General features: G+C 60.8%; 19 protein-coding genes, 1 pseudogene and 2 riboswitches. Of the genes and pseudogenes, 9 read left to right on the top strand and 11 right to left on the bottom strand.

The window, feature by feature from the left end:
* Positions 1 to 1594 (bottom strand): annotated as a pseudogene (locus tag ACIOYV_RS03080) (homocysteine S-methyltransferase family protein); the annotation flags it as partial.
* Between the two features lie 155 nt (positions 1595 to 1749).
* Here ACIOYV_RS03080 and ACIOYV_RS03085 point away from each other — a divergent pair.
* The 3 genes from ACIOYV_RS03085 (at position 1750) to nfuA (ending at position 5887) form a co-directional block, all read left to right on the top strand.
* Positions 1750 to 4032, top strand: coding sequence for a fatty acid cis/trans isomerase (locus ACIOYV_RS03085; RefSeq protein ID WP_401320723.1), 2283 nt, complete (start codon positions 1750 to 1752; stop codon positions 4030 to 4032).
* 178 nt (positions 4033 to 4210) lie between these two features.
* The gene (locus ACIOYV_RS03090) at positions 4211 to 5245 is read left to right on the top strand and encodes an acyltransferase family protein (protein WP_401320724.1); all 1035 of its coding nucleotides are present in this window, start codon (positions 4211 to 4213) and stop codon (positions 5243 to 5245) included.
* 57 nt (positions 5246 to 5302) lie between these two features.
* Complete coding sequence (gene nfuA / locus ACIOYV_RS03095) at positions 5303 to 5887, top strand: Fe-S biogenesis protein NfuA (RefSeq protein ID WP_054050953.1); 585 nt, start codon at positions 5303 to 5305, stop codon at positions 5885 to 5887.
* Between the two features lie 202 nt (positions 5888 to 6089).
* On the opposite strand, the gene cobM is transcribed toward nfuA, so the two are convergent.
* From cobM to ACIOYV_RS03115, 4 genes are all read right to left on the bottom strand, one after another.
* Positions 6090 to 6836 carry a precorrin-4 C(11)-methyltransferase gene (gene cobM / locus ACIOYV_RS03100; protein WP_401320728.1) on the bottom strand — a complete coding sequence of 249 codons (747 nt, stop codon included), beginning with the start codon at positions 6834 to 6836 and terminating at the stop codon, positions 6090 to 6092.
* Positions 6837 to 6918: 82 nt separating this feature from the next.
* A complete protein-coding gene (locus ACIOYV_RS03105; protein ID WP_163909836.1) occupies positions 6919 to 7332 on the bottom strand; it encodes a cobalamin biosynthesis protein in 414 nt (137 codons plus the stop codon).
* Positions 7329 to 8036 carry a CbtA family protein gene (locus ACIOYV_RS03110; protein WP_163909837.1) on the bottom strand — a complete coding sequence of 236 codons (708 nt, stop codon included), beginning with the start codon at positions 8034 to 8036 and terminating at the stop codon, positions 7329 to 7331. The genes ACIOYV_RS03105 and ACIOYV_RS03110 overlap by 4 nt, the downstream gene beginning before the upstream one ends.
* Before the next feature lie 11 nt (positions 8037 to 8047).
* Positions 8048 to 8251, bottom strand: a complete 204-nt coding sequence (locus tag ACIOYV_RS03115; RefSeq protein ID WP_054050945.1) for a CbtB-domain containing protein — start codon at positions 8249 to 8251, stop codon at positions 8048 to 8050.
* 117 nt (positions 8252 to 8368) lie between these two features.
* Positions 8369 to 8598, bottom strand: a riboswitch (cobalamin riboswitch).
* Between the two features lie 194 nt (positions 8599 to 8792).
* Positions 8793 to 9005: riboswitch (cobalamin riboswitch) on the top strand.
* Positions 9006 to 9100: 95 nt separating this feature from the next.
* Between ACIOYV_RS03115 and cobW the strand changes: the two genes are divergently transcribed.
* The 5 genes from cobW (at position 9101) to ACIOYV_RS03140 (ending at position 17671) form a co-directional block, all read left to right on the top strand.
* Positions 9101 to 10162 carry a cobalamin biosynthesis protein CobW gene (cobW, locus tag ACIOYV_RS03120; protein ID WP_401320731.1) on the top strand — a complete coding sequence of 354 codons (1062 nt, stop codon included), beginning with the start codon at positions 9101 to 9103 and terminating at the stop codon, positions 10160 to 10162.
* 3 nt (positions 10163 to 10165) lie between these two features.
* Complete coding sequence (gene cobN, locus ACIOYV_RS03125) at positions 10166 to 14032, top strand: cobaltochelatase subunit CobN (RefSeq protein WP_401320733.1); 3867 nt, start codon at positions 10166 to 10168, stop codon at positions 14030 to 14032.
* A 142-nt stretch (positions 14033 to 14174) separates the two neighbouring features.
* Positions 14175 to 15176: an ATP-binding protein gene (locus tag ACIOYV_RS03130; RefSeq protein WP_401320735.1), complete on the top strand. Its 1002-nt coding sequence runs from the start codon at positions 14175 to 14177 to the stop codon at positions 15174 to 15176.
* Positions 15177 to 15229: 53 nt separating this feature from the next.
* Entirely contained in the window at positions 15230 to 15841 is a 612-nt protein-coding gene (locus ACIOYV_RS03135; protein WP_401322575.1) for a VWA domain-containing protein, read from the top strand.
* A 186-nt stretch (positions 15842 to 16027) separates the two neighbouring features.
* Positions 16028 to 17671 carry a phospholipase D-like domain-containing protein gene (locus ACIOYV_RS03140; protein ID WP_401320738.1) on the top strand — a complete coding sequence of 548 codons (1644 nt, stop codon included), beginning with the start codon at positions 16028 to 16030 and terminating at the stop codon, positions 17669 to 17671.
* 137 nt (positions 17672 to 17808) lie between these two features.
* Here the strand turns inward: ACIOYV_RS03140 and poxB are convergent, their stop codons facing one another.
* Entirely contained in the window at positions 17809 to 19533 is a 1725-nt protein-coding gene (gene poxB, locus ACIOYV_RS03145) for a ubiquinone-dependent pyruvate dehydrogenase (protein WP_401320740.1), read from the bottom strand.
* A gap of 499 nt (positions 19534 to 20032) precedes the next feature.
* On the bottom strand, positions 20033 to 21256 hold the full coding sequence (locus ACIOYV_RS03150; protein WP_401320741.1) for an NADH:flavin oxidoreductase/NADH oxidase family protein: 1224 nt from the start codon (positions 21254 to 21256) through the stop codon (positions 20033 to 20035).
* Between the two features lie 78 nt (positions 21257 to 21334).
* Between ACIOYV_RS03150 and ACIOYV_RS03155 the strand changes: the two genes are divergently transcribed.
* Positions 21335 to 21745, top strand: a complete 411-nt coding sequence (locus ACIOYV_RS03155) for a MerR family transcriptional regulator (RefSeq protein WP_163909844.1) — start codon at positions 21335 to 21337, stop codon at positions 21743 to 21745.
* A 254-nt stretch (positions 21746 to 21999) separates the two neighbouring features.
* Here ACIOYV_RS03155 and ACIOYV_RS03160 read toward each other — a convergent pair whose 3' ends face one another.
* The 4 genes from ACIOYV_RS03160 to ACIOYV_RS03175 all read right to left on the bottom strand — a co-directional run bounded on the left by ACIOYV_RS03160 (position 22000) and on the right by ACIOYV_RS03175 (position 25854).
* Positions 22000 to 23199, bottom strand: a complete 1200-nt coding sequence (locus tag ACIOYV_RS03160; protein ID WP_401320743.1) for a hypothetical protein — start codon at positions 23197 to 23199, stop codon at positions 22000 to 22002.
* A 138-nt stretch (positions 23200 to 23337) separates the two neighbouring features.
* The gene (locus ACIOYV_RS03165; protein ID WP_401320746.1) at positions 23338 to 23670 is read right to left on the bottom strand and encodes a short-chain dehydrogenase; all 333 of its coding nucleotides are present in this window, start codon (positions 23668 to 23670) and stop codon (positions 23338 to 23340) included.
* On the bottom strand, positions 23667 to 23951 hold the full coding sequence (locus ACIOYV_RS03170) for a DUF3077 domain-containing protein (RefSeq protein WP_401320749.1): 285 nt from the start codon (positions 23949 to 23951) through the stop codon (positions 23667 to 23669). The genes ACIOYV_RS03165 and ACIOYV_RS03170 overlap by 4 nt, the downstream gene beginning before the upstream one ends.
* 361 nt (positions 23952 to 24312) lie before the next feature.
* Positions 24313 to 25854, bottom strand: coding sequence for an MFS transporter (locus tag ACIOYV_RS03175; protein ID WP_401320751.1), 1542 nt, complete (start codon positions 25852 to 25854; stop codon positions 24313 to 24315).
* Between the last annotated feature and the right edge of the window lie 52 nt (positions 25855 to 25906).

A 25906-nucleotide genomic window follows, 5' to 3' on the forward strand; every position in this document is an offset into this window, starting at 1 on the left:
ACGCTCCTACGACATTCGGGTCGAAGATGATGTCTTCCGGCGGGAAGCCGACTTCGTTGACCAGAATGTCGTAGGAGCGTTTGCAGATTTCTTTCTTGCGCGCTTCGGTGTCGGCCTGGCCGGCTTCGTCGAACGCCATTACCACGACTGCGGCGCCGTAGCGCTTGCACAGTTTGGCGTGGTGAATGAACTGCTCGACGCCTTCTTTCATGCTGATCGAGTTGACGATGCCCTTGCCCTGGATGCACTTCAGGCCGGCTTCGATCACTTCCCACTTCGAGGAGTCGATCATGATTGGCACGCGGGAGATGTCCGGTTCACCGGCAATCAGATTGAGGAAGGTCACCATGGCCTTCTTCGAATCGAGCATCCCCTCGTCCATGTTGATGTCGATGATCTGGGCGCCGGCTTCAACCTGTTGCAGCGCGACTTCCAGGGCTTCGGTGTAGTTGTCTTCGCGGATCAGGCGGGCGAATTTGGCCGAACCGGTGATGTTGGTGCGCTCGCCGACGTTGACGAACAACGAGCTGCGATCGATGGTGAACGGTTCCAGGCCGGACAGGCGGCACGCCTTCGGAATCTCTGGAATCTCACGCGGCGCGTAACCGGCCACGGCTTTGGCGATGGCTTCGATGTGCCCCGGCGTGGTGCCGCAGCAACCGCCGACGATGTTCAAGAAACCGCTCTGGGCGAATTCTTCGATGACCTTGGCGGTTTCCGCCGGCAGTTCGTCGTACTCGCCGAATTCGTTCGGCAGGCCGGCGTTCGGGTGCGCGGAAACGTGGGTGCTGGCCTTGTTCGACAGCTCTTCCAGGTACGGACGCAGCTCGCTGGCGCCGAGGGCGCAGTTCAAGCCGACCGAAATTGGCTTGGCGTGGGCCACGGAGTTCCAGAACGCTTCGGTGGTCTGGCCCGACAGGGTACGGCCGGAGGCGTCGGTGATGGTGCCGGAGATCATGATCGGCAACTCGACGCCCAATTCCTCGAACACCCCTTGCACGGCGAAGATCGCGGCTTTGGCGTTCAAGGTGTCGAAAATGGTTTCGATCAGGATCAGGTCGGCGCCGCCCTCGATCAGGCCTTTGGTGGCCTCGGTGTAGTTTTCCACCAGCTCATCGAAGGTCACGTTGCGGTAGCCGGGGTTGTTCACGTCCGGCGACAGCGAGCAGGTGCGACTGGTCGGGCCGAGCACGCCGGCGACGAAGCGCGGCTTGTCTGGGTTCTCGAGGGTTTTCGCGTCGGCAACCTTGCGCGCCAGGCGAGCGCCTTCTACGTTCAGTTCGTAGGCCAGTTCTTCCATGCCGTAGTCGGCCATGGAAATCCGGGTGGCGTTGAAGGTGTTGGTTTCCAGAATGTCGGCGCCGGCGTCCAAGTAGGCTTTCTCGATGCCACCAATCACGTCCGGACGGGTCAGGATCAGCAGGTCGTTGTTGCCCTTGACATCGCTCGGCCAGTCGGCGAAGCGTTTGCCACGGTAATCCTGTTCTTCGAGCTTGTAGCTCTGGATCATCGTGCCCATGCCGCCGTCGAGAATCAGGATGCGCTCTTTGAGGGCGTGCTTGAGAGCTTGAAGGCGAACACTGCGATCGGACATTTGGACTACTCGGAAAGACCATGACGAAGGGCCGGGATAATAGCAAACCTGTGCGCTTTTAGAGCATGCCAAGGTTTTGCATGAATATCGCTCATGTTGGTGGCGATGGCAGACCGGTAGAATCGCGGCGATTTTTCATGATCGGGACCAGGGATATGTCGTATCGCGTCATCAGCATTGTTTTGCTGTTTCTAAGCTGGGGCGCCGTTGCGCAGGAACCGGCCATTTCCTACACCCGCGACATTCAACCGATCTTCACCGAAAAGTGCGTGGCCTGCCATGCCTGCTACGACTCCGCCTGTCAGCTCAACCTCGGCAGTGGCGAAGGCGCGGCCCGTGGCGCGACCAAGACGCCGGTCTACGATGGTGAGCGCAGCGTAGCCGCCGCGCCGACCCGGCTGTTTTATGATGCCTTCGGCAAACTTGCCTGGCAGCACAAGGACTTCTATTCAGTGCTCGACGCCCAGGGCAGCCAGGCAGCGCTGATGGCGCGGATGCTAGAACTCGGCCACAAAACCCCGCTGACGCCCAACGCCAAGCTGCCAGAAGACATCGTGCTGGGCCTGAACCGGGAAAACATGTGCGCGATGCCGGCAGAGTTCGATGGTTATGCCGGCGCCCACCCGAAAGAAGGCATGCCGCTGGCGGTCACCGGCCTGACCGATCAGCAATACCAGACGTTGCAGCGCTGGCTCGCGTCCGGTGCGCCGATTGACGAACAAGGCCTGGTGCCTTCCGCGAAGGAAGCCTTGCAGGTGGTGCAGTGGGAAAACCTGCTCAACACCAACGGTTCGCGCGGCAGCCTAGTGGGCCGCTGGTTGTTCGAACACTGGTTTTTGGCGCACATCTACTTCAAGGATGGCGAACCGGGGCATTTCTTCCAGTGGGTGCGTTCGCGCACGCCGACCGGTCAGCCGATTGACCTGATCAACACGCGCCGGCCAAACGACGATCCGGGCACTCAGGTTTATTACCGCTTGTGGCCGGTGCAGGGCGTGATCGTGCAGAAAACCCACATCACCTATCCGCTGAGCGCGGCGAAGCTGTCGCGGGTCAAAAGCCTGTTTTTCAGTGGCAACTGGCAAGTCAACGCCTTGCCGGGCTACGGCCCGGAACGTCGGGCCAATCCGTTCACTACGTTCGAAGCGATCCCGGCCCAGGCGCGCTATCAGTTCATGCTCGATAACGCCGAGTACTTCGTGCGCACCTTTATACGCGGCCCAGTGTGTCGCGGGCAGATCGCCACCGACGTGATTCGTGACAACTTCTGGGCGCTGTTCCAGGCCCCGGAACACGATCTGTACATCACCGACCCGAACTATCGCGGCCAGGCCACGCCGTTGCTGGCGATGCCGGGGCAGAACGACGATGTCGGCAGCGTCCTGAGCCTGTGGCACAACTACCGCGACAAACGTAATGAATACGAAGCCCTGCGCCGGGACAGTTATGCCGATGCGCCGGCGCCGAGCTGGTCAACATTGTGGGCCGGAAATGACAACGCGCTGCTTTCGATCTTCCGCCACTTCGACAGCGCTTCGGTGAACAAAGGCCTGATCGGTGATGTGCCGCAAACCATCTGGTTGTTCGATTACCCGTTACTGGAGCGCACCTATTACCAGTTGGCAGTCAACTTCGACGTGTTCGGCAACGTCTCTCATCAGGCCCAGACGCGCCTGTATTTCGACCTGATCCGCAACGGCGCCGAGCAAAATTTCCTGCGCCTGATGCCCGCTGATTCCCGCGATGACTACCTCGACGATTGGTACCAGAGCAGCGGCAAATTCAAGATGTGGCTGGATTACGAAGCCATCGACAACGACAAGCCAACCGCGCTGAAGCTCGACGAAAAAGACCCAAAACGGGATTTCGCCATGCAGTTGCTGGCCCGTTACGGCGACCTGAACGCCAAGCCTGACCCGATCAACCGCTGCGACGGCGCGTATTGCTCGCGGCCGAACATTGATCCGGCGTTGCAGAATGCCGAACAGGCCCTGAGTCGCCTGACCTCAAGGCCGGCTGCCGGGTTGAAAGTCATCGACCAGTTGCCCGAAGCGACCATGCTGCGCATCGAAACTGCCAGCGGCAAACGCGAGATCTATAGCCTGCTGCGCAATCGCGCCCACAGCAACGTGGCGTTCCTGCTCGGTGAGTCCCTGCGTTATCAGCCGGGGCTCGACACGTTGACCATTTATCCGGGCGTGCTCAGTAGCTATCCGAACTTCATGTTCAACATTCCGGTCGAGCAAGTGCCTGATTTTGTGGATGCGATGGAGAACGCCAAGGACGCCCATCGCTTCGAGAAAATCGTCGAGCGCTGGGGGATTCGCCGTAGCCATCCGCAGTTCTGGTTTTACTTCCATGACCTGAGTACCTACGTCCACGAAACCGATCCGGTGGAAGAGGGCGTGCTGGACATGAATCGGTACGAGAATCTTTGATCGACTTTTGAAGATCGCTCGGTGTCCCACCTTTAATGCACCGCCAATCCCCTGTAGGAGCGAAGCTTGCTCGCGAAGAGGCCGTCACATTCAACATTGATGTCGACGGTCAGACCGCCTTCGCGAGCAAGCTTCGCTCCTACAAGGGCTATGAGGTGCTTGGAGGAGAGGGCGATTGATGTTGATTTCAGTACAAGCCCTGCGCGCCATCGCAGCCTGGGCGGTGGTCTGCCACCATTTCATGCAGATTTTCTTCGACTTCCAGGCCCGTGGGCCGGTGGGGCAGGCGTTCATCGACAAGGGCGCAGTGGGCGTCGACATCTTCTTCGTCATCAGTGGCCTGGTGATTTTCCTCTCCACTGAAGGCAAATCCCTGCCGCCTGCGCGATTCCTGTTGTATCGGCTGTTTCGGATCGTCCCGGCGTACTGGCTGTACACCGCGCTGATGGCGTTGGTGGTGTTATTTGCTCGACCGGTATTTCCCGATCAAACCGTCGACTGGTCGCATTTCCTGCTGTCGCTGTTGTTTATTCCTACGGAGAACCCCGGCGGTTACGGGATTTATCCGACCCTCAACGTCGGCTGGACCCTCAACTACGAAATGCTCTTTTATCTGTTGTTCGGCTGGGCGCTGCTGTTCCGCCTGCATTTCAGGCTGCTGATCGTTGCGGCGTTGCTGTTCGCGGTCTGCCAGGCGTGGACCGGTTATGGCTGGGTCAGCGAGTTTTACCGTTCGGACATCGTTTATGAGTTTCTGCTGGGGATCGCGATCGGCATGCTGTACCGGCGCGGCTGGATCAAACCAGGATTGTGGCTACCGCTGCTGGGGATAGGCGGCGCGTTGCTGGCGATTTATCACTGGGCGCCAGCGCCGCGTTTCCTGACCTGGGGCTTGCCGAGCGCGGTGCTGGTGATAGCGTGCATCGCGCTGGAGCGTTTTTTCGAGAACAATCGGGTGTTCGAGCTGCTGGGCAATTGTTCCTACTCGGTGTACCTGATGCATGTGCTGGTGCTGTCCGCCGGGGGATTTGTCGCACAGCGCTATGGCGTGAATCCCTACGTGATGTTCGTCGTTTGCGCGGCGACTATCGGTCTGGCGTCCTGGGCCAGTTACGAATGGGTGGAAAAACGCAGCTATCGGTGGCTTAAAGCCCGGATTGACGGCGAAACGGTTGCTCAACCCGCGCTGGCGCTTTCCCGACAAAAATACTAGGACTTTGTGCGGCGCGATGATTGGCGTAAACTGCGCCCAAGCCTGCGAGGAGTTTCCATGACCGCTATTACCATCACTGACGCCGCCCACGATTATCTGGCTGATCTGCTCTCCAAGCAGAACACCCCAGGCATCGGCATCCGCGTCTTCATTACCCAGCCTGGCACCCAGTACGCCGAAACCTGCATTGCCTACTGCAAGCCGGGCGAAGAAAAACCTGAAGACACCGCGTTGGGGCTCAAAAGCTTCACCGCGTACATCGATTCGTTCAGCGAAGCTTTCCTGGACGACGCGGTAGTCGACTATGCCACCGACCGCATGGGCGGCCAGCTGACCATCAAGGCGCCAAACGCCAAAGTCCCGATGGTCAACGCCGACAGCCCGGTCAACGAGCGCATCAACTACTACCTGCAAACCGAGATCAACCCGGGGCTCGCGAGCCACGGCGGTCAGGTCAGCCTGATCGATGTGGTCGAAGACGGCATTGCCGTGCTGAAGTTCGGCGGCGGTTGCCAGGGCTGCGGCCAGGCAGACGTGACCTTGCGTGAAGGCATCGAGCGCACCTTGCTCGAGCGCGTTCCCGAGCTCAAGGGCGTTCGCGACGTGACCGACCACACGCAGAAAGAAAACGCCTACTACTAAGGTGTTCGTCTGCTGAAAGTAAAAAACGGCACCCGTGAGTGCCGTTTTTTTATGGGTGAACAGTTACCTGTGGCGAGGGGGCTTGCCCCCGTTGGCCTGCGAAGCGGCCCCTGCATTTTTCAGGCATACCTTGTATGCAGGTTTTGCGACGGCTTCGCCGCCGGACGGGGGGCAAGCCCCCTCGCCACAGGGGGTGGTTGGCTCAAGGCCTGTAAAGATGCGCATGCCCCGCGCGGTACAACGACGACTCACCAAAGTGATCGCTTCCCAACACCCGACCCACCAGAATCAACGCCGTGCGCCGAAACCCCTTGGCCTCGACCTTCCCGGCGATATCCGCCAACGTCCCGACCACCCAATCCTGATCCGGCCACGTCGCCCGGTGAATGACCGCAATCGGACAGTCCGCGCCGTAATGCGGCAGCAACTCGGCCAGAATCTTCTCCAGATGATTGACCCCCAGATGAATCGCCATGGTCGCCCCATGCTGCGCCAAACTGCCCAGCTCTTCGCCGGCCGGCATCGCGGTTTTGTCGGCATAACGAGTCAGAATCACACTTTGCGAGATATCCGGTAACGTCAACTCAGCCCCGAGCAACGCTGCACAAGCCGCGGTCGCCGTGACGCCAGGAATGATTTCAAAGGGAATCCCCAGCTCACGCAGGTAGCGAATCTGCTCGCCAATCGCGCCATACAGACTCGGATCGCCAGAATGCACCCGCGCCACATCCTGCCCGTTGGCGTGGGCGGTCTTGATCAGTTCGATGATCTGTTCCAGGTGCAGCTCGGCGCTGTTGACCAGCGTTTGCGCCTGGTGGCCTTCGAGCACCGCAACCGGCACCAGGGAGCCGGCGTAGATGATCACCGGGCAGCTGCGAATCAGCCGCTGGCCCTTGACGGTGATCAGTTCCGGGTCGCCGGGACCTGCGCCAATGAAGTAGACGGTCATCGTCAGTTCCTATGGAAAAAAGGGGCTGGGCAAGGCTTCAGATGAAGATTGCTCATGATCGAGGCGGGGATTATCGGGGATTTTACGCAGCACTGGCCAATGCGAGGGTGGCCTGGGCGTATTTTTGTCGGGAAATCAGCAGCTTCGCCGGTGCCTGGGCCAGGTGTTCAGCCAGGGCCAGGGCAGCGCTTTCCGCTACGCCGTAGCAGCCGGTGCGTTCAAACGCGATCTGCGATTGATGGCTCAGTTGCGGTTGATACCCGGCCAGTTGCTCGCTGCTGAAATACATCACCTGCAGCCCCAGCTGCGCGGCCAACTCGATCAGGCCCGGTTCATCACGCTTCAGGTCGATGCTGGCCAAGGCCTTGATCTGGCGAAGTTCGATGTGATGCGCCTGCAGTGCCTGATCGAGCAGCGCCCGCAATGTGCTGGCGGGGCAGCCGCGCTGGCAGCCCAGGCCGACCACTAAAGTCGGCGCTGTGCCTGGATCAATCATGCGTTGTATTGACCATCGCTTTTGCGGCGGAACAACCAGGCGCTGATCAGGCCCAAGGCCAGCCAGAACACTACGTTGGTCAACTGCGAAGCGATTTTGAACTGGGATTCCAGAGCTTCCGGAGCCAGCATCGAGTGGACTTCCGGTTGCGGCGCGCCGATGACGTGCGGAACCGCCAGAATCGCCACGCCGAGGATCTTCATCAGCCAATGACGGCTGAACACGATCAGCGCGATGCCGACAGCGGTGGACGCTGCAGTACCGATCCACCAGATCTGCCGTTGCGCCAGATCGGCGGCTGCGGTGCCCGGCAATTCAGGTGGCAGACCGAGAGTCGGCGCCAGCACGAAGGTCGCATAACCGGCCAGGCCCCAGAGCAGGCCCTGAGCAGTTTTGGTCGGGGCGCGCAGGGTGTAGAGGCCAGCGAGCATCAGTGCGAAACCGACCGCAACCACCAGATTACCGCCGGTAGTGGACAGCACGCGCTGCCAGCCGTCTTCCGGCTCCCAGGCTTCGGCGTCGTGGGTGTGCGCAGCCATGGCGCCATCGGCGTGCTCGTGAGCAACTACTGCGGCAGGCTCGGATTTTTCATAGGTTTCCGCCTGGAGAATCAACGGGGCGACCCAGAAACTTTGCAGCAGGGTCAGCAGCAGGGCGGCCAGCAGCCCTGTGAAACCTGCGGTTTGCGCGATACGCTTGATCATGTCGGCAGGTCTCAATGGCACGGGAACGCGGAGCTGTGACGGGTATCGTGCGCGGCGTTGTGCACCGCTTCGATGTGCGAGAAACCGGCGAAATACACCAGGCACGCGCCAAGGATCGACGCACATACGGCGGCGGTCAGACGTTGGCTCAGGGTGGTTGTGGTGCTGGCGGTGGCTTTCTTGGTACTGCTGTCGGTGCTGCTGATGATCGACATGGCGCTTCCCTCTGGTCTGTCAGCGGGTGAATTGAGCGCATGCAAACCCCTGCGAGCGTGCGCGCAGAGGTTCAAACAGCGCCCGCCCACCGCGGGTTTGTTATTCAGTGATCGTACTGGTCACTTTGTGTTGCGGGCCGGTCTCCGGGCTCACGAGGGGTCAAGGCTTGCGCCGAAACCTGCAAGAATCACCTTCCCATGCCGAACTGCCGGCACAGTGGATCTGATTCTTCGCTCGCTTACCGTTGCGGGGGCAGCACCGGACTGACATGGCTTTAGAGTAAAGCACATGATTCACCGGTTTCCCGTTTCACCCTGTGAAGGGCACCCGTAACAAGGCGTACAGGAGAGCATGGGCGGGGCTGGGGAGTCAATTGGCATGGGTTCTCAATGCCAGATCCCGGACCGAGGTGACGCCTTCGCGGGCAAGCCTCGCTCCTACAAGGGCGTCGCGGTCCTGTAGGAGCGAGGCTTGCCCGCGAAGAGGCCCTCACAGTCACCCCTGAACCAAGCTGAACATTGACCCGCCCCCACACCATGCGTAGCCTTGCGCTTTCGAGGTTCTTCGGCGTTTGCCGAAGCTAAGAAGGGAACGCGGTCGATGCCGCGGCTGCCCCCGCAACTGTGAACGGTGATGTTCGCTGCCACGCCACTGCAAACCCCTCCAAAGGGTTCGCGGGAAGGCGCAGCCAACGCCAGTCCAACGACCGGCACACCGTCAGCCAGGAGACCTGCCTCGAAACGAATTCTCACTACAACCGGGCGGGGTGATCCGGTGGCGAAATCTTCCGCGCCTTTATCGCTGCGGTCGTCGTCCCGTATGCCCGCCACCTTGCCAAAGGGCATCCGATGAAAACACTGGCCAAACTCCCCGTCACCATCGTTACCGGCTTCCTCGGCTCGGGCAAAACCACCTTGCTGCGGCACATGCTCGACAACGCCCAGGGTCGCCGCATCGCGGTGATCGTCAACGAATTCGGCGAGCTGGGCATTGACGGCGAAATCCTCAAGCAGTGCTCCATCGGCTGCACCGAAGAAGAGGCCAACGGCCGCGTCTACGAACTGGCCAACGGCTGCCTGTGCTGCACGGTCCAGGAAGAATTCTTCCCGGTGATGCGCGAACTGGTTGCGCGTCGTGGCGACCTCGATCACATCCTGATCGAAACCTCGGGCCTGGCCCTGCCAAAACCACTGGTGCAAGCCTTCCAGTGGCCGGAAATCCGCAGCGCCTGTACGGTTGACGCGGTCATCACCGTGGTCGACAGCCCGGCCGTAGCCGCTGGCACCTTCGCCGCGTTCCCGGACCAAGTGGACGCCCAGCGTAAACTCGACCCGAACCTGGACCACGAGTCGCCGCTGCACGAATTGTTCGCCGACCAACTGGCCAGCGCCGACCTGGTGATCCTCAACAAGGCCGACCTGATCAGCCCGGAAGACCTGGCCCGCGTGCGCCTGGAAGTCGCCGAAGAACTGCCGCCAGCCGTTAAAGTCATCGAAGCCAGCAGCGGTCGTGTGCCACTCGACGTGCTGATCGGCCTCAGCGCCGGTTCCGAAGAACACATCGACAGCCGTCACAGCCATCACGATCACCATCACGAAGGTGAAGACGATCACGATCATGACGCTTTCGATTCGATCTCCATTGAGCTGCCACAAGCCGACGAAAGCCTGCTGATGGACGCGCTGACTCAACTGGTGGTCAAGCACGGCATCCTGCGGGTCAAGGGTTTCGCGGCGATCCCGAACAAACCGATGCGCCTGCTGATCCAGGGCGTGGGCACGCGTTTCGACAAGCATTTCGACCGCCAGTGGGGCGCCGATGAAGCGCGCACCACGCGTCTGGTGCTGATCGGCCAGGAGCTGGACGCTGCTCAACTCGAAGCGCAACTGCGCGCCGCGCTCAGCGTTTAAGCCATGCACCTGCTCAGGACCCAGCCCGGCGGTTTCGTGTCGGATGACAACATTGCCGACCTTGGCCAAACCCCCGCCGAACTGGTGATCCTGTGCAGCGGCGACTCCAGCCTGGCGCTGCTCGCCGAAGCCGCGCAGCAACTGCCCGACGACTACCCGAGCGTGCGCCTGGCCAACCCTATGCAGGTACAGAACCACGCGTCGGTGGACTTGTACGTCGATGAAGTGCTGCGGCACGCCAAGGTGATTCTGATCTCGCTGCATGGCGGCATCGCTTACTGGCGTTATGGCGTCGAGCGGTTGGTCGAGTTGTCCGAGCGCGGTGTGCAACTGATCCTGGTGCCCGGTGATGACCGCCCAGACCCGGAGCTCAGCGACCTGAGCACCGTCGGCGCGGAAGACCGCGACCGGCTCTGGCAGTTTTTGCGTCAGGGCGGCATGGGCAATGCGCTGGATTTTTTCCGCTGTCTGGCCAATCGCTGGCTGGATCGCGATTACGCCTGGGCCGAGCCACAAACCCTGCCGCGCACCGCGATCTACCATCCGCAAAAAAGCCCCGCTGAACTGAGTGATTGGCAAGCCGATTGGCAGGCCGATCAACCGGTGGCGGCGGTGCTGTTTTACCGCTCGCATTTGCAAGCGGCGAACACCGCTTTCATTGATGTTTTCTGCCAGCGTTTGCAAGCAGCGGGGTTGAACCCGTTGCCGATTGCGCTGGCCAGTTTGAAAGAGCCCGGATGCCTGACGGTGGTTGAGGACTTGCTGGATGTCGTCGAAGCGTCGGTGATTCTCAACACCACCGGTTTCGCCCAATCCAGCCCCGAAGCGCCGCACTTGCGACCGTTTCGCCGCAACATCCCGGTGATTCAGGCGATTTGCGCCCAGGACAATGAACCCGGCTGGCGCGCTAGCGAACAGGGCCTTGGCCCACGGGATCTGGCGATGCACATCGCGTTGCCGGAGCTCGACGGGCGCATCATCAGCCGGCCGATCAGCTTCAAGGATCTGGCTTGGCGCAGCGAGCGCAGTCAGTCCGATGTGGTCTGCTACCGGCCGCAACCGGAACGCATGGATTTCGTCGCCGAACTGGCGCGGCGCTGGATCGATCTGGCGCGGGTACCCAACGGCGAAAAGCGCATCGCGCTGATCCTCGCCAACTACCCGACCCGTGATGGTCGCATTGGCAACGGTGTCGGCCTCGACACGCCAGCGGCGGCGCTGAATATCCTGCGTGCGCTGTATAAAGAAGGCTATCCGCTGCCGGCCGAGTTGCCGGACAGCGGCACCGCGTTGATCCAGCAACTGCTCGGCGGCGTCAGCAATGACCTCGACAGCCTCGACCAGCGCCCGTGCATGCAAAGCCTGGCGTTGGACGACTATTTGCTGATGTTCGATGCGCTACCGGAAGCCAATCGCCAAGCGGTGCTGGAACGTTGGGGGCCGCCGCAAAACGATCCGATGTTCCGTGGCGCACGCATGATGATTGCGGGGCTGCGCTTCGGCCTGACCTTCGTCGGCATTCAACCGGCCCGGGGTTATCAGGTCGATCCGAGCGCGGTCTATCACGATCCCGATCTGGTGCCGCCTCACGGCTACCTGGCGTTCTACTTCTGGCTGCGCAACACCTACGGTGCCCACGGTGTGATCCACGTCGGCAAGCACGGCAATCTGGAATGGCTGCCGGGCAAGGGTGTCGGGCTGTCGGAAAACTGCTGGCCGGACGCACTGCTCGGGCCGCTGCCGAACATCTATCCGTTTATCGTCAACGATCCGGGCGAGGGCGCCCAAGCCAAGCGCCGCACCCAAGCGGTGATCATCGATCACCTGATGCCGCCGCTGACCCGCGCCGAAACCTACGGCCCGCTGCGCAACCTTGAACTGTTGGCGGACGAGTATTACGAAGCACAACTGCTCGATCCACGCCGCGCCCGGGAGTTGCAGCGCGACATCCTGCAACTGGTGCGCGACACCCACATCGACCGCGAACTGCAACTGGACGAGAAACTCGACAGCGATGCGGATGCGGCGATCTGGCTGCCGCGTCTGGACACGTATCTGTGTGATTTGAAGGAATCGCAGATTCGCGATGGCCTGCATATCTTTGGCGAATCGCCGACCGGGCGCTTGCGCATTGATACGTTGCTGGCGTTGTTGCGGATTCCTCGGGGTGATGGGCGCGGAGCGCAGTCGAGTTTGCTGCGGGCGTTGGCCAAGGCGTTCGGCCTGGGGTTTGATCCGTTGGATTGTGAGTTGGCCGAGCCGTGGGTTGGGCCGCGTCCCTCCGAATTGCTAGAGATCAGCGACGAAGCGTGGCGCACAGCGGGGGATGCCCGTGAACGCCTGGAGCTTTTTGCCGCACAACTGATCTCGCAGGCTGTGATCCCCTCTCAAGCCAAGCACGAACCCTGTGGGAGCGAGCTTGCTCGCGATGCGGTTTCACATTCAACAATGATGTCGATTGACCCACCGCTATCGCGAGCAAGCTCGCTCCCACAGGAGGCGAGTTGGGGCGAAGTGCATGCCATCCTCGACAATCTGTGTGAGGTGGTCGCTCCAAGACTTGACGCCTGCGGCCCCGCAGAAATGCGTGGCCTGCTCGACGCCCTCAGCGGTCGTTTCGTCCCGGCCGGCCCGAGCGGCGCACCCAGTCGCGGTCGCCTCGATGTGCTGCCCACCGGGCGCAATTTCTATTCGGTGGACGTGCGCAACCTGCCGACCACCACCGCATGGCGCATCGGTTTCCAGTCCGCCAACCTGATTCTCGAACGGCACTTGCAGGACCACGGCGACCACTTGCGTCAGCTCGGCCTCTCGGTCTGGGGCACAGCGACCATGCGCACCGGCGGCGATGACATCGCCCAGGCCATGGCGTTGATGGGCGTGCGTCCGGTATGGGCCACCGGCAGTCAGCGCGTTGATGATTTCGAAATCCTGCCGATCAGTTTGCTCGACCGTCCGCGAGTGGACGTGACCTTGCGGGTGTCCGGGTTCTTCCGCGATGCGTTTGCCAATCTGATTCGTCTGTTTGATGCGGCGGTGCAAGCCGTCGCCGAACTGGATGAGCCGGACGATCTCAATCCGCTGGCCGCCAAGGTTCGCGCCGAGCGTGAAGCCTTGCTGGCCTCTGGTCTGGATGAAGAGTCGGCGCGACGTCAGGCCGGTTGGCGGATTTTCGGGGCCAAGCCCGGTGCCTATGGCGCGGGTGTGCAGGGCGCCATCGACGGTCGCCTGTGGCAAAGCCGCGATGATCTGGCCGAGGTCTATCTGAACTGGGGCGGTTACGCCTATGGCGGTTCTGATGAAGGAACGGCCGCGAAAGAACAATTCGCCCAGCGCCTGAGCCAGGTGCAAGCGGTGCTGCAGAACCAGGACAACCGCGAGCATGACTTGCTCGATTCCAACGACTATTACCAATTCCAGGGCGGTATGCTGGCCGCCGTGGAGAGCCTCAGCGGCGAAGCAGCGGCCAGTTATCACGGCGACCATAGCCAACCCGACTTGCCGAAAATCCGCACGTTGAAGGAAGAGCTGAACCGGGTGATCCGTTCCCGGGCGGCGAATCCGAAGTGGATCGACGGCGTGAAACGCCATGGCTATAAAGGTGCGTTTGAACTGGCAGCGACGGTCGATAACCTGTTTGCGTTCGATGCGACCACGCAGTTGATCGACGATCACCAGTACGCGTTGCTGGCAGATGCGTATTTGCTGGATCCGGCGACTCGGGAGTTTGTCCGTGAGCACAATCCTCATGCCTTGCGTGATATGACGGAGCGGATGCTGGAGGCGCAGCAGCGGGGGATGTGGACGGAGCCGGGTGAGTATCGCGAGGCGTTGGAAAACCTGTTGTTGGATATAGAAGAAGACAGCTAATGCACTGAACCCTGTGGGAGCGGGCTTGCTCGCGAAGGCGGCTGAACATTCAATATTGATGTTGGCTGACACACCGCTTTCGCGAGCAAGCCCGCTCCCACAGGGGAACTGTATTTACCCCGACCATGACCGAGTATTAACGATGACCGACACACCCCATTTCCCGCTCTCCGCCGTGGTCGGCGCCGATGACTTGAAGCTCGCCCTCTACCTCACCGCCATCGACCCGAAAATCGGCGGTGTGCTGATCGAAGGCCCACGCGGCATGGCCAAATCCACCCTGGCCCGTGGCCTCGCGGACCTGCTTGCCAGTGGCCAGTTCGTCACCTTGCCCCTGGGCGCCACCGAAGAGCGCCTGGTCGGCACCCTCGACCTCGACGCCGCCCTGAGCGACGGTCGCGCGCAGTTTTCCCCCGGCGTGCTGGCCAAGGCTGATGGCGGTGTTTTGTACGTCGATGAAGTCAACCTGCTGCCCGATCACCTCGTTGACCTGCTGCTCGACGTGGCCGCCAGCGGCACCAACCTGATCGAGCGCGACGGCATTTCCCATCGGCATTCGGCGAAGTTCGTCCTGATCGGCACCATGAACCCGGAAGAAGGCGAACTGCGTCCGCAATTGCTCGACCGCTTCGGCCTGAACGTCGCCCTCAGCGGCCACACTGCGCCGGCCGAGCGCGGTCAGATCATCCGTCGGCGCCTGGATTTCGACAGCGATCCCCAAGGTTTCTGCGCTGAGTGGGAAAGCCAGCAGCACGCGCTGCGCGAACGTTGCCAGCAGGCACGCAGCCTATTGGCGAGCATTCCCCTTGATGACGCCGCGCTCACGAAGATCACCGAGCGTTGCTTTGCCGCCGGCGTCGATGGCCTGCGCGCCGACCTGGTCTGGTTGCGAGCCGCCCGTGCCCACGCGGCCTGGCGCGGGGCAAGCGCAATTAGCGAGGAAGATATCGATGCGGTCGCCGAGTTTGCCTTGCGCCATCGGCGTCGCGAACATCCTCACGCGCCACCGCAACAAACGCCACAGTCACCGACCGCCGATAATTCCAATCCCAGCGAAGGCCAGGGCCAGTGGGGCGAAATGCCCGCACAGGCCCTGCCGGTCGGCGCCCGACGTGACGTGCCGAGCTGGCCAAAAAAGCCCTAGGCATTCGCCCTCGATCTGACGCGGGGGCGAATGCCAGACCCCGCGCCGGACGGCTGGACAATGGCCGCCAAGGTAAACGTCGTGCCGCCCCGCAAGGCTCGATCAACTGGCCCGGCACATTGCTCAACGGACGCCCGCGTAAGCATGAAGACTTGCTGTTTCATCTGCGCACCCGTTCGGCCCATGAACTGTGGCTGGTGATCGTCGATGCGTCGGCCTCGACTCGACGCCATCAGGCATTGAGCGATGCCAAGGGTTTATTGGCGCAACTGTTCGATGATGCCTACCGCCAACGAGCGCGGTTGGCACTGTTGACGGCCAGCGGCAATGCGCCGAAGTGGCAGGTGCAAGGTTTGAAGGCTTCCAGCGGTTTGCGCACTTGGCTGGATGGCTTGGGCGCTGGCGGCGGCACGCCGATGCTCGCGGCGCTGAACGAGGCGGGGCAGTGGCTGGCCGCCCGACAGAAACGCTTTCCGGCGGAACAGCAGCGTTTGTTGCTGGTGACCGATGGGCGCTTGAAGGAGTGGCCGGGGTTGCCGATGCTGGCGTGTCCGGGGGTGTTGATTGATATCGAGCGCGGGCCGATTCGGCTGGGGCGGGCCAGGGTGTTGGCGGGTGAGTTGCAGGCAGAGTATCGGCATATTGATGATCTGATTCCGGGCTGAAAGTTGTGTTGTCCAGGGCTGGCCTCTTCGCGAGCAGGCTCGCTCCCACACTGAATTCTTGTAACGCCAAAGATCCCCTGTGGGAGCGAGCCTGCTCGCGAAGGCAGCGACTCGGTTTTGGATCATCAAGGCAAATCCGCATCACTGCCCTATGCTCAGCAGGCCAGCCATTCACAGGAGTGAACCATGCGCGTTCTAGCCGCTAACCTTCAGGACGATTTCCGCGTCAAAGCCTACGCCGGCACCAACGGCGTGCTGTTGGCCATGGACCTGGCCGAACCTCGCCGCAAAGGCTTGCTCGGTTTTGCCATCGAAAAACAGTCAGGCACCAAGCCCTGGCTGTTCCTGTTCAACAGCCTGACCTTCCCCGGCAAGGTCCACACCTTCGCGCAATACCACGCCACCCCGAGCGATATCGCGCCGCTGCAGAAATTTCGCTGGGCCGATTACGCGGTCAATCCGGGGACGACCATGCACTACCGCGTCCATCTGGCCTACGGCACACCCGATGCGCCGCAGCTGGGTGAATACCTCGAACTGAGCATCACGTCCGACGATGGACTGCCGCACAACCAGAGCGTGATCTTCAACCGCGCAGTGGCGGCGAGCCAGGCGTTCCAGCGCAAGTTTCCCGAGCTGGATGCGCAGATCAGCGTCAACCGCAACCTGCCCATCGAAGCCTGGCCGATCGCGGCGCAGAATTGGCTGGAGAACGGATTGCTCGGACGTTTGCTGGGGTTTATCCAGCGTGCCGAGGACGACCAATGGGCGCTGGACATTGCGATCTACGAGTATCAATTGCAGTCGATCGTCGATGCGGTGAACGCCGCGTTCGCCCGCGGGGTCAAGGTGCGGGTGCTTTATCACGCGCAGCCGAACGATGAAGACACCACGATGAACGAGGCCAGCCTGGAGAAAATCCCGGCGGCGAACAAGCGCGGGCGCGTCACCCACAACATCTTCCACGACAAATTCATTGTCCTGAGCAAACTGGAGGGCGGGGAGCACCGGCCGCAAGCGGTGCTGTGCGGCAGCACCAACTTCACGCCCAACGGCGTCTACCGCCAGGCCAACGTGGTGCATGTGCTCGACGATGCGCGGATTGGCGCCAGTTACCTGCAAACCTTCGAAGAGGTGTGGGCCAACCCGACGGACGTCGGTGCGACACGCACCTGGCTGACCAAGAACAACCCGATGGACCCGACGCGGCCGCTGTTCGCTGGATTTTCACCGCGCAGCGGCCGCGGGGACCTGCAAGAGTTTGTCGAGATCATCAACGGCGCGAAAAAGGACATCCTGTTCGTCACTGCGTTCGCCTTGCCCGACGACATCCTCAACGCGTTGCTCGGCCAGCCCCACGACGACATCCTGCGCTACGGCCTGCAAAATACGGTCAGCCGCATCACCGGTTTCCACGCCGACCGTAGCGCCGAATTTGCCGCCACGGCGTTGCTTAACACTGGGTTGGAAGGTTGGCTCAAGGAAAACATGAAAGGCCAGAAGGGCAACCTGCTGGTGCATACCAAAGCCATCGTTACCGACTTCACCACCGACACACCGACGATCATCAGCGGCAGCCACAACCTGAGTGCGGCGGCGAGTAATGGCAATGACGAGAACTACCTGATCATTCGTGGTGATACGAATTTGGCGGATCGCTATGGGTTGGAGTTGCTGCGGTTTTATGAGCATTACCGGTTTCGGTATTTTGCGAAGAAACTGGCGTTGAAAGAGGTCTCGCCGTTGGCGGCGGATGACAGTTGGACCAATGATTATTATGTGGCGGGGGATTTGCGGGAGTTGTCCAGGTTGCGGTTTTCCGGGAGGTGATTTGGCATTTTCAAGGGCCTCATCGCGAGCAAGCTCGCTCCCACAGTTGATGGATGTTGATCACAAAATATGTGGCCAACTCAATCCTGTGGGAGCGAGCTTGCTCGCGATGGGGCCAGTTAATTCAACATCAAATCTCAGCGAAACCAGTTAGTCCGCGCCAACTCAATCACTTCATCCCCACGCCCGCTCATCACAGCCTTGAGCATGTACAGGCTGAACCCCTTGGCCTGTTCCAGCTTGATGGTCGGGGGCATGGCCAGTTCCTGGGTTGCGGTGATCACATCCACCAGCACCGGCCCGTCATGCGCCAGCGCCCGGCGCAATGCGGGTTCCAGGGCTTCAGACTCTTCAACGCGAATCCCCAGAATGCCCATGGCATTCGCCATCGCCGCAAAGTCCGGGTTGTGCAAATCCGTGCCGGTGTCGAGCAGCCCGCTGGACTTCATTTCCATCGCGACAAAGCCCAACGACGCGTTGTCGTAGACGATGATTTTTACCGGCAACTTCAACTGCGCCAGAGAGATGAAATCCCCCATCAACATGCTGAAACCGCCATCACCGGACAACGAAATCACCTGCCGATCCGGGAACGCAGCCTGGGCGCCAATCGCCTGGGGCATGGCGTTGGCCATCGAGCCGTGGTTGAACGAACCCAGCAGCCGGCGTTTACCATTCATTTTCAGATAACGCGCCGCCCATACGGTTGGCGTGCCGACGTCGGCGGTGAAGATCGCGTCCTCATCCGCCAGTTCGCTGAGCAGGCGGGTGAGGTATTGCGGGTGAATCGGCCGGCCCGGCGCGGAAGGCTGCGCCAAGTCATCGAGGCCTTGGCGCGCTTTCTCGTAATGCTTGAGCGAGGATTCGAGAAAGCTCCGGTCACCGCGATAGGGCAGGCGCGGCAGCAGCGCGGCGAGGGTTTCGCCGACGTCGGCGACGATGCCCAGGTCCAGCGCGGTACGACGGCCGAGCGCCTCGGGGTTGTGGTCGATCTGAATAATGGTCGCGTCGGTGGGGTAGAACTGCCGATACGGGAAGTCGGTGCCGAGCATTACCAGGGTGTCGCAGTTGAGCATCGCGTGATAGCCGGAGCTGAAGCCGATCAGCCCAGTCATGCCGACGTCGAACGGGTTATCCCATTCCACGTGTTCCTTGCCGCGCAACGCATGCACTACCGGCGCGCCGAGGGCATCTGCCAGCGCCACCACTTGATCGTGAGCCCCGGCGCATCCGGCGCCGCACATCAGGGTCACGGCTTTGCTTTGGCTCAGCAGTTCGACCAGTCGATCCAGGTCCTGCGGCGCGGGCAGGGTGCGCGGCTTGGACAGGGCTGGCCACGGCTTGAGGTTGTCTTCGACTTCCTGCAACGCCACGTCACCGGGAATCACCACCACCGCGACGCCACGATTGAGGATCGCGCTGCGCATCGCCCGGTGCAGCACCTGCGGCATCTGCGCCGGGTTGCTGACCAGTTCGACAAAGTGGCTGCACTCTTTGAACAGCACCTGCGGATGGGTTTCCTGGAAATAGTCGAGGCCGACTTCCGACGAAGGAATCTGCGCCGCGATGGCCAGCACCGGCACATGATTCTTGTGGCAGTCGAACAGCCCATTGATCAAATGCAGGTTGCCCGGCCCGCAGCTGCCGGCACACACCGCCAGCTCCCCGGTGACCGCGGCTTCAGCCCCGGCAGCGAATGCCGCGACTTCTTCGTGACGCACGTGCATCCACTCGATGCTGTCCATGGTGCGCAGGGCTTCGGTCAGGCCGTTCAGGCTGTCGCCGGTCAGGCCCCAGATACGTTTGACGCCGGCCTGTTCAAGGGTGGTTGCCAGTTGCTGGGCAATGGTGATTTTCGCCATGAATGAGGTGCTCCAGTAATCGATGAATTGTCCTCGGGGTTAAAAGAGGACAACTCAACGGCACCCATGACTCCCTTGGATTTGCGCTTACTTGGCCAAGCGCGCCCACCGTAGCAGCAGCCGACGCACGAGGCTGCGTCGGGGTTGTAGCAACTGTCGACGCACGAGCCTGCTTCGGGGTGTAGCAGCTGTCGAGGCACGAGGCTGCGTCGGGGGTGTAGCAGCTGTCGAGGTACGAGGCTGCGTTCGGCTGCGCAGCAGTCGTGAAATCAGACGATGCGGTGCATCAGGAAGACCGCGTGCTCAGGTTTGGCGACTGCTTCGCAGCCGAACGCAGCCTCGTACCTCGACAGCTGCTACGCGTCGAACGCAGGCTCGTACCTCGACAGCGGCTACGAGCGAACGCAGCCTCGTGCCTCGACAACTGCTACGAGCGAACGCAGCCTCGTGCCTCGACAGCTGCTACGAGCGAACGTAGGCTCGGCGGCGGCTACCCGGGTCAAGCGGCCATCGCTTTTTTGTACTGGCGGGTGCGCCGGGCGATGTAGATCTGGTCGCGGATCAACGCCCACAGGGCTGAGACCTGAGGGCGGGGCTGATGCCCACGGCTCAGGCGATGCAACTGGAATTTCACCACCGCCATGGTCGCCAGCGCGGCCAGGGGTTTGCGCTTCCAGTGGATCGGCGGCAGTTGCGGGTGGCTGTTCTTGCCTTCACGCCAGTGTTTGACCAATTGTGGTTCAACCGCCATCGCGGTGCCGATCCCGGCCATGGCGATACCGCTGTCGAGGACTTGTTCGACGATCGCCAGACGGCGGATGCCGCCGGTGACCATCACCGGCATGCGCGCCACGCTGGCCAGTTCGCCGGCCATTTCCAGAAAGTAGGCTTCCCGCGCCAAGGTCCGGCCATCACGCGCTTCGCCTTGCATGGCCGGGGCTTCGTAGCTGCCGCCGGACAATTCCAGCAAGTCGATCTGCTGTTCGTTGAGCCACTGGATCACCTGCCTGGCATCGTCGGCATCGAAGCCGCCGCGCTGAAAGTCCGCAGAGTTGAGCTTCACCGACACACAGAACTGCGGCGACACTGCGTTGCGCACGGCGCTGACCACATTCAGCAGCAGGCGTGCACGATTCTCCAGGGAACCGCCCCATTGATCGGTGCGGCGATTGGTCAGCGGTGACAAAAACTGGCTGAGCAAATAGCCGTGGGCCGCGTGAATCTGCACCCCGGTGAAGCCGGATTTTTCCGCCAGCGCCGCGCTGGTGGCGAAGCGCTGGATCACCTCGTGGATATCGCTTTCCGACATCGGCTTGGGCTCGGCGAACATCTTCGAGAACCCGCCCAGATCCAGCGCTACCGCCGAAGGTGCCCAGGCTTGCTGGCCAAGATTGGCCATGGTCTGGCGCCCCGGATGGTTGAGCTGCACCCAGAACTGCGCGCCACCAGCCCGGCCAATCGTCGCCCACTGGCGGAAGCGTTCCAGATGCTGCTCGTCTTCCAGCACCACGCCGCCGGGGCCGGTCATAGCACGACGGTCGATCATCACGTTACCGGTCAGCAACAACCCGGCTTCGCCCTCGGCCCAGGCTTGATACAAGCGCAGCAATGCATCGGAAGGCGCCTGTTGCCGGTCCGCGAGGTTTTCTTCCATCGCGGCTTTGGCAATGCGATTGCCGATGGTCTGGCCGTTGGGCAAATTCAACGCTTGGAAGGGCGACATGGCTTGACTCCTCATCAGTAATGCGTGGAGGCTAAGCTTAAAGTTAACTTTAATGTCAAGCAGGCAAATGAGGCGCTGATGAAGATTGGTGAATTGGCCGAGTTAAGCGGGTTCAATCCGTCGCGCATTCGGTTTTACGAGGCTCAGGGGCTGATCCAGAAAGTCGAACGCCGGGCCAACGGTTACCGGCATTACCCCGAGCAAGTGTTGCAGACGCTGTACCTGATCCAGTGCGCGCAGCAGGCCGGTTTCAGCCTCGAAGAGTTGAAGCTGTTGATGCCGGATGCGGCGACCGGTGAGTTCAAGCACGACGAACTGCTGGCGGGCCTGACACGTAAAGTCGAGCAGATCGAAGAAATGCAGCAGCACTTGGCGCAGAGCAAGGCAAAGCTGCTGGCGGTGATCGACGATATCCAGGCGAAACCCGAAGGCATGGGCTGCGATGCGAATGCCGAGCGGGTGCTTTCGTCGTTCAAACAGCCGCGCTGATCGCTGCATGGAGGGCCTCCTCGCGAGCAGGCTCGGTCCCACAGGGGATCATCGTCGAACACAAATTCTGTGCCCACCGCAGATCCCCTGTAGGAGCAAAGCTTGCTCGCGAAGGCGTCGTGTCAGCCTCCATCAATGTTGAATGTGAAACCGCCTTCGCGAGCAAGCTTCGCTCCTACAGGTGATGGGTTTGCAACTAACTGAAGCCACTCTTTTTTCAGTCGCCGGCAATCCGTGCGCCTTCAGGGATTGCATTACCAGGTAGGTAACTCGCGGAACAAAACTCCTCGCTTCATGTTAGAGCTGGTGATATACGCACGGGTATTGTCTGCAGTAATCGCAACTCCAAGAGCGCCTGCAAACAGCATTTCCCCCACAATTTCATTTGTTTGCGTATCAATCGCCAAGACTTTGTCTTCGAAGGAACAGGTGGCATATAAGTAACGACCATCTGGGCCGAAGGTCATGTTATGCACGCCAGCCGACTCGATTTCCTTTACTTTTTGATGGGTGCTCGTATCAATTACGAACACATTTCGAAAGTCACCGCGGGCGGCATAAACAAACTTGCCATTGGGTGAAATGGCGAGACGCATTATGCTGCGTCCGATGTCAATTGAGGTCTCCAGCGAATGTGTATCGGTATTAACAACTAGCAGTTCTCGGCTTGGGGCTTGCGATACATACAGAAAAGGGCTGTTGGGGCTAATGACACAGTCAATCGGCCAATGCCGAGTGATCGGAATTCGAGTCTCGATATCCTGTGTTGCGGTATCAATAACCAATACTTCATCTCTAACGACTAGTTCATCGTACGGCATGGCATACAGATGTGTGCAGTCGGGGCTAAGCGCTAACTTCGAGACTGAGTAGCCCGGGTCGATTTCTCCTATGCGTTCAAGGGTTGTCGTATCAAATATCCAGACGCCTTCTTGCACGCCGAGATAGGTGTGATTGGTAAGCGGGTTAAAGACAATAGGATTGGGGTTCCTGAAATTGGTGACTTCCAGCACCTTTTTCACTTCATTGCGCGCGGTATCAATCACCAAGAGCACCCCGTTATTGAATTGGGCGACCCACAATTGGGTGCCATCCGGGCTAAGGACCGCGATGTCGTTTTGAACCATGTTTTTGTCGAGGATTTCCCCCAGGCTAGCGTGCTTATTAACTGTCACGCTGGCGATGGCGGTCTGTTCACTGCTGCGGGCCACCAAGGAATAGGGGCCAGGGGTCGTAACGCCTTTTACTTCATTGACCACTACCTTGCCGTGTTCGTCGGTGGTGAAATTACGAACACCAGTGCCACCATCGCCATAGGTAAATCCCGTTGGTAACGACAATGTCACTTCAGTGCCGGGCAGAGGTACGCCGCTGTGATCGGTGAGGCTCAGTCGAATATTGTTGAGCTGAGCGGCTGGTGCGAGTGAGTACTGTGTATTGTCGAAGCTGAGCATGGCAAAGTCCCTGTCTGTAATTGAGGGTGTCAGAGTGATTAAAAGTGCAGAGGGCTAAACTGGCTACTGTCAGAAATTACAGGTACGGGTTTTTTTGCGACGAATGGGCGCGTCTTTGGAATCGGTAGATTGACCGGTTCAGCTTGCTCGCGAAGTGGCCCACCCATTCACCATCAATTCAAGCCATAAAACCCGCGCCCGAATCTGCCGCCCCAATCCATCCATCCCATCACACCCATCACACCCATCACGCCCATCGCCTAACAACATCGCCGCCGCATGTGCCAGTTGCTGCACGTCAGCGCCCTTGGCCTGGGTGATATCCAGACTGGCCAGACTCTCCATCATCTGCGTCCCCGCCAGAAATCGCGTCGCAGCATTGATGTGCAACACATCCAGCGGCGCTTGCGTGACCACCAGCAACACCGGGATGTCGCAGTCGTTGTTGGTCATCGGCATATGCGCATTCATGCCTCACCTCCCGCTTGGGCGGAACGCATGCCATCGATAGAAGCCTGGAGCAGCGAACTCGCAGTGCCGAGCATTTGCTTGCTGGCCCAGCGTAGCGTCGCGATGTGTTCCGGGCGGGTTGCGTTGGGGGCTTGATGGGCGAGGGCTTCGGCGCAACTGAGGTAGACCGAGGCGTGTTCCAGGGCGTCGAGCAGCGGGATGCCGGGTTGTACGGCGAAGAGGTGATGGTCGACGTGATCGCAGGGGGCGAAGGGGGTGGATTTTGTGGTTGCGTCTGTCATGGGAAACTCCTTGATGATGGAGCCGCCCCGATTCGCTGCGAAACGAATAAGGTGGCAGCTGTACGCAGGTTCGCAGACCGGGCATCAAGGAACCCGGCAGACCCGAAGATCTCCCGCGCACAGCTGCCGTAACGCATCCCAGCAGGCGAAGAAAAAACGCCAAGTGGAAGGAAACGGTAGCGCTGTGCGCCTTGATGAGCACGGGCTGCGAAACCCGATCGCTGATTGGTCAGCGACCCGGAAACGATAAAACCCAGGCCCAAAGCGCACAAGCCGGCGGATTCTGGCGTAGCTGTAGGCAGCGACGCAAGGCGATGTAGGTCGAGAGAGTGTCTGGAGATGTCGAATTAAACATTCATGTTTATTGTTGTAGGACAGATCTCTCCGGCAGGTGGTTTGAAGGGACCGGAATCGGATTACGCATCAACGTACCCACCACCACCGCACCCAGCAGCGCCAATAACCCCGCAACCAACAGCAACAAACTGAACCCGCCTACAAACGCCTGCCGGGCCAACGGTTCAACCACACCGCGAGCGGCATCCGGTAACAAGCCCAGCGCCGCCGTCATATCCCCGGCCACCACCCGCGAAGCGATGCCGCGCGTTTGCTCGAGCCATTGCCCCGACAGACTATTACGCAGCAACAACTCGGTATGACTGGCCAGCAACGCGCCGTACACACCGATGGCCAGCATGATCGCGCTGAAGCGCATCGTGGTGCTCATGCCCGACGCCATGCCGGCGCGGTCCCGTGGCACGCAGGCCATGATGTTTTTCTGCGTGTCGCCATTCAGCAGTCCGGCGCCGGCACCGGTCACGGCAATCGCCAGGGCGAAGGGCAGGTAGCCGCCGGCGTTGACCGCCCAGGCGCTGAGCAGATTGCCGCTGCCGACCAATGTCAGCCCGGCCGCCATCAAGGTCGCGGGGGCAAAGCGGCTCGCCAGCCTTGCGCCGATGCGCGGGCAGATCAGCATTGTCACGGCAAACGGCAACATCCCCAGTCCCGAGGCGATTGCCGAAAAGCCCAGGCCGTTTTGCAGGTAGAACGGCAGCATCGTCATCATCACCTGGGCGCAACCGGCGTAGGCGAACATCCCTAGCAGCGCGCCGATAAAGCGCGGATGCTTGAACAATTGCAGGTCAACCATGGGCCGCTGCTGCATCCGCTCGATCACTACGAACAACCCGAGCAACAGTGCGCCGCCGATCAATCGCGCGTAAGTCAGTGGATTACTCCAGCCGATACGGTTGGCTTCGATCAAGCCCCAGATCAGGCACAACAAACTCGCACTGAAGGCCAGGCTGCCCCACGGATCGAGGCGGGAGGATTGAGTGTCTCGGGATTCCGGCACGTTGCGCCAGACCATCGCCATCAGCAGCAAACCGACTGGCAAGTTGAGGTAGAAAATCCAGCGCCAGCCGATGTATTCGGTGATCAGCCCGCCCAGGGTCGGCGCGGCCGTCATCGCCACGCCCATGCACGCACCCCAGAACGCCCAGGCCTTGGCTCGCTCCACCTCGTCGTGAAAGGCATGGCCAATCGAGGCTAGCGCCGAGGTCAGCAACAGCGCCGCGCCAACTCCTTTGATCGCCCGGGCAATGTCGAGAAACAGCGCATTCGGCGCCGCCCCGCAACCGAGGGAGGCGAGGATGAAAATCCCCAGGCCCCAGAGCAGGGTTTTCTGCCGGCCAAAGCGGTCGGCAATGCTGCCCGCTGGCAACAACAACGCGGCGAACGCCAGCATGTAGGCGCTGACCACCCACTCGATGTCGGCAAAATTGGCGCCCAGGTCTCGGGCAATGGTCGGCAGGGTGACGGCGACGATATTCGTGTCGAGGACAATCAGCGAACACACCCCGGAGGCGGTCAGCAGTGTCAGGCGCGGGCTGACCCGGTTCATAAGGAGATTGCCTTTTGAGTAAGGTGTTTGACGGACATGGTTTCGGCTCTCT

It is taken from the genome of Pseudomonas sp. NPDC087342, assembly GCF_044744265.1.
GTDB lineage: Bacteria > Pseudomonadota > Gammaproteobacteria > Pseudomonadales > Pseudomonadaceae > Aquipseudomonas > Aquipseudomonas nunensis.